Here is a 12201-nt window from a genome sequence, read left to right on the forward strand (position 1 = left end):
GTAAACTGTTGCTATCTTGCTTAGGCAAGGCACCTTTGTCAATGAATTAAGAGGAAAACAATGGAAATTAAACAAATCAACTCAACCATCAAATCTCGTGCGGCGGTGGCATTCTCACCAAACCAACCCTTACAAATTGTGGAAATTGACGTAGAAATGCCACGCAAAGGTGAAGTGTTAATCCGCAACACTCACACGGGCGTGTGCCATACTGATGCATTTACGTTATCAGGAAGCGATCCTGAAGGGGTATTCCCAGTGGTGCTAGGACACGAAGGTGCGGGTGTTGTTGTTGCGGTTGGCGAAGGTGTGTTAAGCGTAAAACCGGGTGATCACGTCATTCCTCTTTACACGGCTGAATGTGGCGAATGTGAATTTTGCCGCTCGGGTAAAACCAACTTATGCGTCTCAGTACGTGATACGCAAGGTAAAGGTTTAATGCCAGATGGTACGACGCGTTTTTCTTATCAAGGTCAGTCTATCTATCACTATATGGGCTGTTCAACTTTCAGTGAATATTCTGTTGTTGCAGAAGTTTCACTGGCAAAAATCAACCCAGAAGCGAACCATGAACAAGTATGTTTGCTCGGCTGCGGCGTTACTACAGGTATTGGTGCGGTACATAACACAGCAAAAGTGCAAGAAGGCGACTCAGTGGCAGTGTTTGGCTTGGGAGCGATTGGTTTAGCTGTGGTGCAAGGTGCACGTCAAGCCAAAGCGGGGCGTATTATTGCTATTGATACAAATCCTGCAAAATTCGATTTGGCAAAACAGTTTGGTGCAACGGATTGTTTAAACCCGAACGATTACGATAAGCCGATCAAAGATGTGCTGTTAGACATCAACAAATGGGGCATTGACCATACCTTTGAATGTATAGGCAACGTAAACGTAATGCGTCAAGCATTAGAAAGTGCTCACCGTGGCTGGGGGCAATCTATCATCATCGGCGTAGCGGGTGCAGGACAAGAAATTTCAACGCGTCCGTTCCAATTGGTAACAGGCCGTGTGTGGAAAGGCAGTGCATTTGGTGGTGTGAAAGGTCGCTCTGAACTTCCGCAAATGGTGGAAGATTCAATGAAAGGCGACATTCAGTTAGAACCGTTTGTGACTCACACAATGCCACTCGATCAAATCAATGAAGCCTTTGAGTTAATGCACGAAGGTAAATCGATCCGCACAGTTATTCATTACTAAGGTACGTTATGAAACTGATTGAACAACATCAAATTTTTGGCGGTTCACAGCAAGTTTGGGCGCATAATGCCCAAATGTTGCAATGCGAAATGAAATTTGCCGTCTATTTGCCAAATAATCCAGAAAATCGACCGCTTGGCGTAATTTATTGGCTTTCAGGCTTAACTTGCTCTGAACAAAATTTCATTACCAAATCAGGCTTTCAGCGTTATGCCTCAGAACATCAAGTGATTGTGGTTGCCCCCGATACCAGCCCTCGCGGAGAGCAAGTGCCGAACGATGTGGCTTACGATTTAGGGCAGGGTGCAGGCTTTTATCTGAATGCGACCGAGCAGCCTTGGGCGACGAATTATCAAATGTATGATTATATTTTGAACGAGTTGCCTGATTTGATTGAAGCAAATTTCCCTACCAATGGCAAACGTTCCATTATGGGGCATTCAATGGGCGGACACGGTGCATTGGTATTGGCACTGAAAAACCGAGAACGTTATCAAAGTGTTTCTGCTTTTTCGCCTATTTTATCGCCAAGCCTCGTGCCTTGGGGAGAAAAAGCCTTTACTGCTTATTTAGGGGAAGATCGCGAAAAATGGCAGCAATATGATGCCAGCTCGCTTATTCAACAAGACTATAAAGTGCAAGGTATGCGTATTGATCAGGGCTTGGAAGATGAGTTTTTGCCGACACAATTGCGTACCGAAGATTTTATCGAAACCTGTCGTGCGACAAATCAACCTATAGATGTGCGTTTCCATAAAGGATACGATCACAGCTATTACTTTATCGCCAGTTTTATTGGCGAGCATATTGCCTATCACGCCGCATTTTTGAAGTAAGTCAAAGAGCGGTCAGTTTTCAACGCAGTTTGGAATAGCCGGCACGAGGGCGGTAAAAAGTGCCGGCAAAAGTTTATTTAATCTAAACTAAAAAGACCAAGCCTGAAACAATATCAAAAATATTTCTTTAAATAAGAATCTAATCCTTTGGAAAGACAGAGCATTTCTTTGTAGCCATTTTATCTTTATTTCCAAATGCGGGAATCAAATATTTTCTTACGCAATTCAGGGTGGTCGTCAATCTTAAACTCTGGTGTTTTTCCTTCTTTAAGCTGGCGTTGATAATCCTTCATTAATTTCCATACGATTGGCGACAACATCAAAATTGCGATCAAGTTAATGATTGCCATGACTGCCATTACCGTATCTGCAAAATTCCACACCACATTACCAGAGCGAACCGCACCGAAATACACGAAAAATAGCACCATTAAACGGAACAACAAGACAAACCAAGGTTTATTTTTTATAAAACGGATATTGCTTTCCGCATAAGCATAGTTACCAATAATAGAAGAATAAGCGAATAACAATAAGATAAACGCCAGGAAATGCACCCCAAATTCACCTATGTGGTATTGCAAAGCATTTTGCGTAAGTGAGATACTTTTGAGCGTTTCGCTACCATAATTATTGGAAAGCAAAATAATAACGGCAGTACAAGTACAAACGATCATTGTATCAACAAACACACCGAGCATTTGCACTAAACCTTGGCTAACTGGATGCTTAACGTGAGCTGCTGCAGCCGAATTAGGCGCAGATCCCATCCCCGCTTCGTTTGAGAATAAACCACGTTTAATCCCCATCATCATTGCTTTCGATACCAATGCACCAAACATTCCGCCAGCGGCAGCATCAAAACTAAATGCACTTTGAACAATACGATGAATCACGGAAGGGATCATATCAATATGCATACCAAGAATAATCACCGCCATAATCAAATAGAAAAGTGCCATCATTGGTACAAGGTTGCTTGAAATAATCGCAATACGCTTAACGCCACCGAAAATAATAAGTGCGGTCAAAATTACTAATGAAATGCCGACATATTCTCCTTTCCAATTCCACGCATTGCTCGTCGCTTCAACAATAGAGTTCGCCTGCACAGAATTAAATGCGAAACCAAATGTAAAAATTAATGCAAGCGCAAAAGCCACTGCCATACAACGTGATTTTAAACCTTGTACAATATAATAAGCAGGGCCGCCACGGAATGATCCATCTTTATCTTGAATTTTAAATAATTGAGCAAGGGTCGATTCAGCGAAAGCACTCGACATACCAATAAATGCCGTTACCCACATCCAAAACACTGCGCCTTCGCCCCCTAAGGCTATTGCCGTTGCAACCCCACCAATGTTACCCACACCAACGCGGCTCGCAAGACCTGTTGTAAACGCTTGGAAAGGTGTTAATGAACTCCCCTCCACCGAACGACCAAACCACATTTCACGAAGGCTTGCAGGGAATAAACGGAACTGCACAAATCCTGTTGTAATGGTAAAAAATAGACCAGTCCCAAGCAAAATAATAATGGTGGCATCCCATAAAGGTCCATCAAGGTGTGCGACTATCCAAGTTAGCACTTCTTCTAACATTTTTGAAAATTCAAATTCCATAATCATCCCTCAAGCGATAAATAATTTGATTGTATGGCTTTTCAATGAAAAGGCGAGATTTTTTAATAATTTCTCTAGAGAAAAGAAACACAAACAAGAAAAAATCTAATAAATTCACAATATTCTAAATATTTTCCAAAATAAAGGGCGTATTATTTGAATACACCCACTAGTTTGTTGAATTATTTGGTTAAAAACAACGCTGCCGCACCACGCACACCACCAGAATCGCCGTGTTTCGCTTTTTTAATTGGCGGAACTTTTGCGGTTCGCATCAAATGAGGCGGAAGCGCTTTTGGTAAAGCCTCATAAAGATAATCAAAATTAGATAATCCACCACCTAACACAATCATATGAGGATCAAATGCCGTAATGATATTGCCAATAGAAATCGCCGCCAACTCAACAAAAAGATTCACAAAATCTACCGCACTTTCATTGCTTTGATAGAACAAATCAATAATTTTACGAGCAGATAATGTTTCGCCTTTCAAATCTTGATAAAGCATTTCAAAACCGCGACCAGACAGATAATTATCCAAACAAGCCTTGTTACCACAACCGCATTGATAAATTGGGGCGTTATCCCATCCCAATAATTTCAAAGCATGATAATTTAATTGTAAATGACCAAGCTCTCCCGCCATTCCCACTTGACCTGAATGAACTTTACCGTTTAAGACAAAGCCACCACCAAAACCAGTCCCAAGAATTAAACCAAGTACAGTTGAATATTGCTGATTTTCCGTATCCCATGCTTCAGATAACGCAAAACAATTTGCGTCATTTTCTGCCCGCACTTCACGGCCCAAACGCGCAGACAAATCGCATAAAATTGGTTTATTATCTGCCACACGAATATTGGCAATTTCGGCTAATCCAGTTTGTTGATTAACAAAACCAGGTACGCCCAAACCTACGGTGCCCACCTCACCAAACTTTTCATCAGCACGATTCACTAAATCCACAATCGTGTTAAGCCATTCTTCATAGTCGGTTTTAGGTGTTGGTACCCGTTCAGAATATAATTTTTCTAATTTTTCATTGAATACGGCAAGCTCTATTTTCGTGCCACCAATATCTAAACCATAATACATAATCTGCTCCTGTATAAAGAAGTGCGGTTAAAATTAGGCAAAATTTTAACCGCACTTAAATCATTATTTTATGACAAAGATCGCCTTTTTCTTCAAAAAGATCAAAATAATGCTATTAATTACTCAAAATAGCAAGTCTCAAATCTAAAAGATATTATGAATATAAGCATTCAACCTTTTTATATCGCAGGCTTTTTGTTTCCAACTTTGGCATTCCCCAAAATCTCCGCTAAAATAACCGCACTTTTATCGTATCTTCAAGGAAAGCAATATGTCAGATATTCTCAATAACCTTATTCATCTTCTTAAACTTGAAAAAATTGATGATTTAATCTTTCGTGGAGAAAGCCAAAATTTAGGTTTTCGCCAAGTATTTGGTGGGCAAGTTGTAGCTCAAGCATTATCAGCGGCAATGCAGGTCGCGCCAGAAGATCGTATTTTACATTCTTGTCATGCCTATTTTCTTGCTCCGGGAGACAGTCAATATCCGATTATTTACGATGTAGAAACCTTGCGTGAAGGGCGTAACTTTTCTGCATTATGCGTAAAAGCCATTCAACATAAAAATACCATTTGTCATGTAACCGCTTCTTTCCAAGTGCCTGAAAAAGGTTTTGAACATCAAAATACAATGCCAAATGTTGGTGAGCCTGAAGACTTTGCGGATGAAAATGTGATGCTACAAAAAGTAGCTCAAACCTTGCCAGAACCACTCAATGAAAAATTTGCAGCAGAGCGTCCATTTGAGGTGAGAACAAAATATTTGAATAACCCATTTAACGGGACAAAATTGCCAGCCGAGCAATATTCTTGGTTTAAAACCAATGGTGAAACGCCGCTTGATATAAAAATTCAGCAATGTTTATTGGCTTATTTTTCCGATTTTCACTGTATTTTGACCGCACTTCATCCGCACGAAAAAGGCTTTTTACAAAAAGGAATGAAAGTGGCAACCATTGATCATAGTATTTGGTTCCATCGTCCGTTTGATTTAAATCACTGGCATTTGCACGCAATTGAAAGCAATAATGCCTTTGGAGGTCGTGGTTTGGCTCAAGGGCAGATTTTCTCGCGAGATGGTCAATTAATCGCAACAACACAACAAGAAGGCTTGATCCGTTTTAGCGAATAAGAGAGAAAAAATGACCGCACTTATTACACAATTTTGGCAACAAGTTGAAACTGCGCTGAAAACAGCAAATCCACAAGAAAAATGTCGTTTAGTCAATGATCTCTACGATAATCTTCTGCCACAAATTCAGTTGATTAAATTAGAAGATTTTCCCGAAGTCGTGCCGCAAGATAATATTGCCGCTTTTCCTGAAAAACCGCTCTTAGTTGCACCGAAAGATGTGCCAAAACGTTCTTTTGCCACAGAAGAAGGCTATGCAGCCACATTGCACGCTATCGCACATATTGAGTTTAATGCGATTAATTTAGGTTTAGATGCAGCTTGGCGATTCGGGCGGAATGCACAAGAAGAACTTGGCAATGGTTTGGCTTTTGTGAAAGATTGGCTGCGTGTCGCTCGTGAAGAAAGCACGCATTTTTCCTTAGTCAATGAACATTTGAAAACATTGGGTTATCAATATGGGGATTTTGAAGCCCATGCTGGATTATGGGAAATGGCGCAAGCCACTGCACACGATATTTGGGAACGAATGGCGTTAGTTCCTCGTGTATTAGAAGCAAGAGGCCTCGATGCAACACCTGTTCTGCAAGAGAAAATCGCACAACGTAAAGATTTTGCCGCAGTGAACATTTTGGATATTATTTTGCGTGATGAAATTGGCCATGTGTATATCGGCAATCATTGGTATCACGCCCTTTCTAAAAAACGGGGTTTAGATGCGATGAAATGCTTTACTGAACTGTTACACAAATATCGTATTGTAATTTTTAAAGGTGTCATTAATACCGATGCTCGTATTCAAGCGGGTTTCACGCAGCATGAGTTGGATTGGATTTATGAAGTGGAACAAACATTGAAATCCTATATTAAGAAATGATGAAAAATAAAAAGACTAAGTTCTATTACATTCTGAACTTAGTCTTTTTAATGAAAGTGATTTAACGTTTGAATTTATTGCTTACGCCAAGTTGTTCCATTCGCACCATCTTCCAATACGATGCCCATAGCGGTAAGCTCATTACGCGCAGCATCTGCAGCGGCCCAATCTTTAGCAGCGCGGGCTTCATTGCGTTGTTTAATCAGTGCTTCAATTTTTGCCACTTCATCATCGTTAGAACCTGCTTGTAAGAATTTCTCTGGTTCTTGTTGAAGTAATCCTAAAATCGCCCCCAATTCACGCAAACGCGCGGCAAGTCCATTGGCTTTCTCAACATCTTCTGTTTTTAACTTATTAATTTCACGCACCATTTCGAATAAAACAGAAAGTGCATTTGGCGTATTAAAATCATCATCCATTGCTTCACGGAAAGTTTCTACAAAATGTTCTCCGCCAAAAGCAACCGCACTTTGATCTGTTCCGCGTAAAGCCGTGTATAAACGTTCCAACGCACCTTGTGCTAAATTCAAGTTTTCTTCGCTATAATTGAGCTGGCTACGATAATGTGCCGTTAATAAGAAATAACGTACAGCCTCTGCATTATAGTGATTTAATACATCACGAATTGTGAAGAAATTGCCGAGGGATTTCGACATTTTTTCTTTATCCACCATAATCATGCCGGAATGGATCCAATAATTCACATATTGGCCACCATGCGCACAGCAAGATTGTGCAATTTCATTTTCGTGATGTGGGAACATTAAATCAGAGCCACCACCGTGAATATCAAAATGTTCGCCAAGCTGTTTGCAGTTCATCGCTGAACATTCAATATGCCAACCTGGACGACCAGCACCCCAAGGAGAAGACCAACTTGGCTCGTTTTCTTTTGACATTTTCCAAAGCACGAAATCCATTGGATTTTTCTTGATTTCATTGATTTCAATACGTGCACCAGCTTGTAATTGCTCAAGATCTTGACGGGATAATTTGCCGTACTCTTTGAAGCTTTCTACATCAAACATCACGTCCCCATTATCCGCAACATAAGCATGTCCGCGTTTAATTAATTTTTCCACAATTTCAATAATTTCTGGAATATGATGCGTCGCACGAGGTTCAAAATCAGGGCGTAATACATTAAGTGCATCAAAATCTTTATACATTTCCTGCACCATGCGATCCACTAACTGATCGCAGGTTTCTTTGTTTTCTAACGCACGTTTAATAATTTTGTCATCTACGTCCGTAATATTACGTACATAAGTTAAATCGTAACCCAAAGAACGCAAATAACGGGCAATCACATCAAAACACACAAAAGTGCGTCCATGACCGATATGGCATAAATCATAAACAGTGACACCACAAACATACATTCCCACTTTATTTTCGTGGATAGGTTTAAAGATTTCTTTTTCTCTCGTTAAGGTATTGAAAATTTTTAGCATTTTTAAGCTCGTAAAATGAAATAAAAACAAACCGCACTTTTATAGCACTTTTACCTCGATTGTGGAATAATACAGCCCTTAATTTTTTAGAAGGAAAACAAAATGGTTACATTACACACAAATTTTGGCGACATTAAAATTAAATTGGATTTTGATAAAGCTCCAGTTACAGCAGAAAACTTCTTAAATTACTGCAAAGACGGTTTTTATAATAACACAATTTTTCATCGTGTTATTGATGGCTTTATGATTCAAGGTGGCGGTATGGAAAGCGGTATGCGCGAAAAAGCAACCAAAGCACCAATTCAAAATGAAGCGAACAATCGTTTAAGTAACAAACGTGGAACCATTGCAATGGCACGCACTTCAGATCCACATTCAGCGACCGCACAATTTTTCATTAACGTGGCAGACAATGATTTCTTAAATTATCGTTCAAAAGAAATGTTTGGTCGTGAAGTCGTTCAAGAATGGGGCTATGCAGTATTTGGCGAAGTGGTTGAAGGGATGGATGTTGTTGATAAAATCAAAAAAGTGAAAACAGGCAACAAAGGCTTTCATCAAGATGTTCCAACTGAAGATGTAGTGATTACATCGGTTTCAGTAGAATAATGGCAAATGGCGGATGAATTCCGCCATTTTTTATCGACCTAAAGGAAAATGCCCATGCCTTTCTTCGACACTCACACGCATCTCGATTATCTCCAACAGTTTACTGAGGAACCTTTGTCACAGCTTATTGATAATGCTAAGCAAGCCGATGTGCAAAAAATACTGATTGTGGCGGTGAAAGAAGCTGATTTTAAAACAATCCAAAATATGACCGCACTTTTTCCTGATAATTTGCACTATGGGCTTGGGCTACATCCTCTTTATATTAAAGAACACGCCGAAAATGATTTGATGCTGTTAGAACAAGCCTTAAAAAATCGTGATACAAATTGCACGGCGGTGGCAGAAATTGGTTTGGAACGTGCGATTCCCGATTTGCTCACCGATGAACTTTGGGCAAAACAATGTCATTTTTTTGAAAGCCAACTTTATTTGGCAAAACAATTTAATTTACCCGTCAATATTCACAGTCGAAAAACCCATGATCAAATTTTTACTTTTTTAAAACGTATTCCATTATCTAAACTTGGCGTGGTACACGGTTTTTCAGGAAGCTACGATCAAGCAAAACGCTTTGTTGATTTAGGCTATAAAATCGGAGTTGGCGGCACCATCACTTATGAACGAGCCAATAAAACTCGTCAAGCGATTGCAAAACTACCACTTGACGCCTTAGTGTTGGAAACAGACAGTCCAGATATGCCTGTATTTGGTTTTCAAGGCCAACCTAATCGACCAGAACGTATTGTGGAAAGTTTCAAAGCCCTTTGTGTCTTAAGAAATGAACCTGCTGAATTGATTAAAAAAGTCACGTGGGAAAATGCTTGCCAGATTTTTTCTTGATCCACGTCACATTACTGAAATTACTTTGAATTAAATACTAGAAAAAAGAAACTGAGCATAATAATATCCGCCTCGTAGAAAGTTTTTCTCAACACACAATAAGGATATATTATGTCGCAAATCTATACTCAGGTGAGAAAGTTAGCGGAACTACAATTTGCAAAACGTTTAATTACTCAAATCTTTGAGTATGCAAGAAATAAAAATATCAAAACCGCATTACATGTATGCCGTGGCAACTGGAGCAAAGATGAAAGCGTATTACTGCGCGAGCCTTATACATCACTAGTGGATTTATTTGAATCGGCACCTGATATTTTAATGCTCGAATTTTCTACGCCAAGAGCGGGAGAATTAAGTTCGTTGTTAGAAAGTGAAATCTTAAGACAAAAATGTATTTTAGGCTTAGGCGTCATCAATCCTCGTTCTGATGAGGTAGAAACCGTAGATCAGATTGTTCAACGAGCAGAAAAAGCCTTAAATTACCTTCCACCAGAGCAAATTTGGCTAAATCCAGATTGTGGATTTGCCACTTTTTCTAACCGCCCTTTAAATGGTTTTGACATTATTGAAGCCAAACTTAACACATTAAATGAGGCAAAATCAATATTGAGGGAACGTTATGTATAACGTACCTGAAAGTGAATGTTTTACAGCGAAATATCGAGCCGTATTACGCGGAGAAGAAATTAAATTATTCACACCGAATGACAGTATTTCGCTCTATTCACAAGTCAATTTCGATAACCAATCTTTACAAAAAAGTGCGGTAGATTATTTTGCTGTTTCTATTTTAGGTGGCATTTTGAGCAGTGTAAAAGCCCATTTTGCTCAACAACGTGCTGATATTGTAGAAATGGAAGGAAAAATTTGGCTCAACCTCGCCAATCCTTTAACCCTACTTGGCGTTCGCGGCTATAGTGAGCAGCCTGTCATTAATGACGGCAAAATTAAAATTTTTATTTCATCAGATTTAACCGATGAAACCTTCACACAACTCACACAAAACGCATTACGCTTGTGGGGTAGTGACAATATTTGCATAGAAAGAAACAAAAAATTTGGCGTGAAAAAATGCGGTGAAGCCCCTGTTTATGGGGCTTTGTTGTTTTTAAGGGGTTGGAGTTATGTAAATAATGAAAATGGTGGGGATTGGTGAAAAATGGGCGAAAATTGTGTTTTTATTTGCATACGAATAAGCGGTTTTTAGATGGTTTTTAAACACTTTTAAAAACCGCTTTTAATTTGAGTTATCAAGTAATACTTGAGAACTGAATTTATGTTTAAAAATTTCGGTAACCCAACACAACTTGACCAATCACAAGCAGGCTGTCCGCCTCTTCTGCTGTGAGTTTTATTGGGCGGTATGCGCTATTGTCGCTGAGTAGCTCTACTCCGCTAAATGTGCGTTGAATGCGTTTTATCAGCATTGATCCTTGATTATTTAAAACAAAGATTTTGCCATCAATTAACGTTTTGCTGGCATGATTGACGATAATGTCTTCGCCGTCTTTTAATGTGTCGTCCATGCTATCGCCGCACACTTTATATTTGCCGCAATCTTCGGCCTTTAACCCTCTTGCGCGCAACCATTCACTTTCTATTTTAGTTTTCTTAATTTCGGGGTAATCTCCATTTATACCGCCATAACCCGCCGTTACAATAACATCGCGGCAATCATCAATGAATTCAAAGTCATTATCAATGGCGCTATGTGAATATTGAGACATTGGCTCTGCTATTTTGTATAGTTTTTCATCTGGCGTTGTCCGTTCGATTTCACCCCTGCCAGCCGCTAGCCACTCTATTTTAACATTAGCTTTATCTGCAACCTTAACCAAATTAGTTCTAGACGGTTCAGCCTCTCCTTTTCGCCACCTTGTAATGGTTGATAGTGTTACGCCTGTTTGACGAGCAAACTCACTAGGGCCATTTAAGCGATTAATCACAAACTCAATTCTTTCAGGAAAGTTATCTTTTTCTGTCATTTTTTACATATCCTCTGTAGAAGTTATGCCGTAATAGTTAATTTGTTAAATCTATTACGGTGAATAAAATTTTTATTTAACCGTAATAGTTAATTTAAGTTATTGTTTTTAAATAAATTGACCACAAAAGAACAATAATTTTCAAAAAATTTAACTATTACGGTGAATTAATAGTTGACACATTGCAACTATTACGTTTAATATACACCACAAGAGATACAACAAAAAAGAGGTATTAAATGAGTGTATTAGAAAGCACAAAAAAAACCGCAGTAAATTGGCATAAAGCCGACATCCTTGCGGAACTTAAAAAGAAAGGCTGGACATTACGTTCTTTAGCGGCTGAAGGCAATGTGAGTTACAGCACATTAAAAACGGTTTTTGATAAGTCTTACCCGAAAATGGAACGACTTGTTGCCAATGCCATTGGAATCGCCCCTGAGATTATCTGGGCTGAACGATTCGCAGAGCGTAATAGAAAGCCAGTCCTAACTAATAAGTTTTAACATCATAAATGAAATTGAACTTAAAAGATACAAA

The 12201-nt window shown here is 39.3% G+C and carries 13 protein-coding genes; 9 read left to right on the forward strand and 4 right to left on the reverse strand.

The features are described 5' to 3' along the window. Positions 1–60: 60 nt before the first annotated feature. Both ACPT8Q_RS07740 and fghA read left to right on the forward strand, forming a co-directional pair. Complete coding sequence (locus ACPT8Q_RS07740) at positions 61–1197, forward strand: S-(hydroxymethyl)glutathione dehydrogenase/class III alcohol dehydrogenase (RefSeq protein ID WP_050948521.1); 1137 nt, start codon at positions 61–63, stop codon at positions 1195–1197. 8 nt (positions 1198–1205) lie between these two features. After that, entirely contained in the window at positions 1206–2033 is an 828-nt protein-coding gene (fghA, locus tag ACPT8Q_RS07745; RefSeq protein ID WP_050948522.1) for an S-formylglutathione hydrolase, read from the forward strand. A 185-nt stretch (positions 2034–2218) separates the two neighbouring features. On the opposite strand, the gene ACPT8Q_RS07750 is transcribed toward fghA, so the two are convergent. After that, complete coding sequence (locus ACPT8Q_RS07750; RefSeq protein WP_050948523.1) at positions 2219–3658, reverse strand: alanine/glycine:cation symporter family protein; 1440 nt, start codon at positions 3656–3658, stop codon at positions 2219–2221. 182 nt (positions 3659–3840) lie between these two features. Beyond that, the gene (gene nagK / locus ACPT8Q_RS07755) at positions 3841–4755 is read right to left on the reverse strand and encodes an N-acetylglucosamine kinase (protein ID WP_044332088.1); all 915 of its coding nucleotides are present in this window, start codon (positions 4753–4755) and stop codon (positions 3841–3843) included. A gap of 271 nt (positions 4756–5026) precedes the next feature. Here nagK and tesB point away from each other — a divergent pair, with 271 nt between their 5' ends. Beyond that, positions 5027–5887 carry an acyl-CoA thioesterase II gene (gene tesB, locus ACPT8Q_RS07760; protein WP_050948524.1) on the forward strand — a complete coding sequence of 287 codons (861 nt, stop codon included), beginning with the start codon at positions 5027–5029 and terminating at the stop codon, positions 5885–5887. Between the two features lie 10 nt (positions 5888–5897). Beyond that, positions 5898–6764: a ferritin-like domain-containing protein gene (locus tag ACPT8Q_RS07765; protein WP_050948525.1), complete on the forward strand. Its 867-nt coding sequence runs from the start codon at positions 5898–5900 to the stop codon at positions 6762–6764. A gap of 74 nt (positions 6765–6838) precedes the next feature. Here the strand turns inward: ACPT8Q_RS07765 and cysS are convergent, their stop codons facing one another. Beyond that, positions 6839–8218 carry a cysteine--tRNA ligase gene (gene cysS / locus ACPT8Q_RS07770; RefSeq protein ID WP_050948526.1) on the reverse strand — a complete coding sequence of 460 codons (1380 nt, stop codon included), beginning with the start codon at positions 8216–8218 and terminating at the stop codon, positions 6839–6841. Between the two features lie 102 nt (positions 8219–8320). Here cysS and ACPT8Q_RS07775 point away from each other — a divergent pair, with 102 nt between their 5' ends. The 4 genes from ACPT8Q_RS07775 (at position 8321) to ACPT8Q_RS07790 (ending at position 10832) form a co-directional block, all read left to right on the forward strand. Then, positions 8321–8830 (forward strand): peptidylprolyl isomerase, encoded by a 510-nt coding sequence (locus ACPT8Q_RS07775; RefSeq protein WP_005634038.1) that lies wholly within the window; start codon positions 8321–8323, stop codon positions 8828–8830. Positions 8831–8884: 54 nt separating this feature from the next. Beyond that, positions 8885–9673 (forward strand): TatD family hydrolase, encoded by a 789-nt coding sequence (locus tag ACPT8Q_RS07780; RefSeq protein ID WP_050948527.1) that lies wholly within the window; start codon positions 8885–8887, stop codon positions 9671–9673. A gap of 111 nt (positions 9674–9784) precedes the next feature. After that, positions 9785–10303, forward strand: coding sequence for a hypothetical protein (locus ACPT8Q_RS07785; protein ID WP_230304873.1), 519 nt, complete (start codon positions 9785–9787; stop codon positions 10301–10303). Continuing rightward, on the forward strand, positions 10296–10832 hold the full coding sequence (locus tag ACPT8Q_RS07790; protein WP_230304872.1) for a peroxiredoxin: 537 nt from the start codon (positions 10296–10298) through the stop codon (positions 10830–10832). The genes ACPT8Q_RS07785 and ACPT8Q_RS07790 overlap by 8 nt, the downstream gene beginning before the upstream one ends. A gap of 124 nt (positions 10833–10956) precedes the next feature. Here ACPT8Q_RS07790 and ACPT8Q_RS07795 read toward each other — a convergent pair whose 3' ends face one another. Continuing rightward, complete coding sequence (locus ACPT8Q_RS07795; RefSeq protein WP_061671374.1) at positions 10957–11661, reverse strand: LexA family transcriptional regulator; 705 nt, start codon at positions 11659–11661, stop codon at positions 10957–10959. A gap of 239 nt (positions 11662–11900) precedes the next feature. Between ACPT8Q_RS07795 and ACPT8Q_RS07800 the strand changes: the two genes are divergently transcribed. Continuing rightward, a complete protein-coding gene (locus ACPT8Q_RS07800) occupies positions 11901–12167 on the forward strand; it encodes a helix-turn-helix domain-containing protein (RefSeq protein WP_061671373.1) in 267 nt (88 codons plus the stop codon). Positions 12168–12201: the final 34 nt, after the last annotated feature.

Origin of the sequence: Haemophilus sp. HN_Hi10, from assembly GCF_049821985.1 — a bacterium.
Lineage (GTDB): Bacteria > Pseudomonadota > Gammaproteobacteria > Enterobacterales > Pasteurellaceae > Haemophilus > Haemophilus influenzae_D.

What these genes read in the sequence shown, in the direction of transcription:
- ACPT8Q_RS07790 (WP_230304872.1), top strand. Translation starts at nt 10,296, where the DNA reads ATGTATAACGTACCTGAAAGTGAATGTTTTACAGCGAAATATCGAGCC.
- ACPT8Q_RS07775 (WP_005634038.1), top strand. Translation starts at nt 8,321, where the DNA reads ATGGTTACATTACACACAAATTTTGGCGACATTAAAATTAAATTGGAT.
- ACPT8Q_RS07800 (WP_061671373.1), top strand. Translation starts at nt 11,901, where the DNA reads ATGAGTGTATTAGAAAGCACAAAAAAAACCGCAGTAAATTGGCATAAA.
- nagK (WP_044332088.1), bottom strand. Translation starts at nt 4,755, where the DNA reads ATGTATTATGGTTTAGATATTGGTGGCACGAAAATAGAGCTTGCCGTA.
- ACPT8Q_RS07780 (WP_050948527.1), top strand. Translation starts at nt 8,885, where the DNA reads ATGCCTTTCTTCGACACTCACACGCATCTCGATTATCTCCAACAGTTT.
- ACPT8Q_RS07765 (WP_050948525.1), top strand. Translation starts at nt 5,898, where the DNA reads ATGACCGCACTTATTACACAATTTTGGCAACAAGTTGAAACTGCGCTG.
- ACPT8Q_RS07785 (WP_230304873.1), top strand. Translation starts at nt 9,785, where the DNA reads ATGTCGCAAATCTATACTCAGGTGAGAAAGTTAGCGGAACTACAATTT.
- ACPT8Q_RS07740 (WP_050948521.1), top strand. Translation starts at nt 61, where the DNA reads ATGGAAATTAAACAAATCAACTCAACCATCAAATCTCGTGCGGCGGTG.
- fghA (WP_050948522.1), top strand. Translation starts at nt 1,206, where the DNA reads ATGAAACTGATTGAACAACATCAAATTTTTGGCGGTTCACAGCAAGTT.
- ACPT8Q_RS07750 (WP_050948523.1), bottom strand. Translation starts at nt 3,658, where the DNA reads ATGGAATTTGAATTTTCAAAAATGTTAGAAGAAGTGCTAACTTGGATA.
- tesB (WP_050948524.1), top strand. Translation starts at nt 5,027, where the DNA reads ATGTCAGATATTCTCAATAACCTTATTCATCTTCTTAAACTTGAAAAA.
- cysS (WP_050948526.1), bottom strand. Translation starts at nt 8,218, where the DNA reads ATGCTAAAAATTTTCAATACCTTAACGAGAGAAAAAGAAATCTTTAAA.
- ACPT8Q_RS07795 (WP_061671374.1), bottom strand. Translation starts at nt 11,661, where the DNA reads ATGACAGAAAAAGATAACTTTCCTGAAAGAATTGAGTTTGTGATTAAT.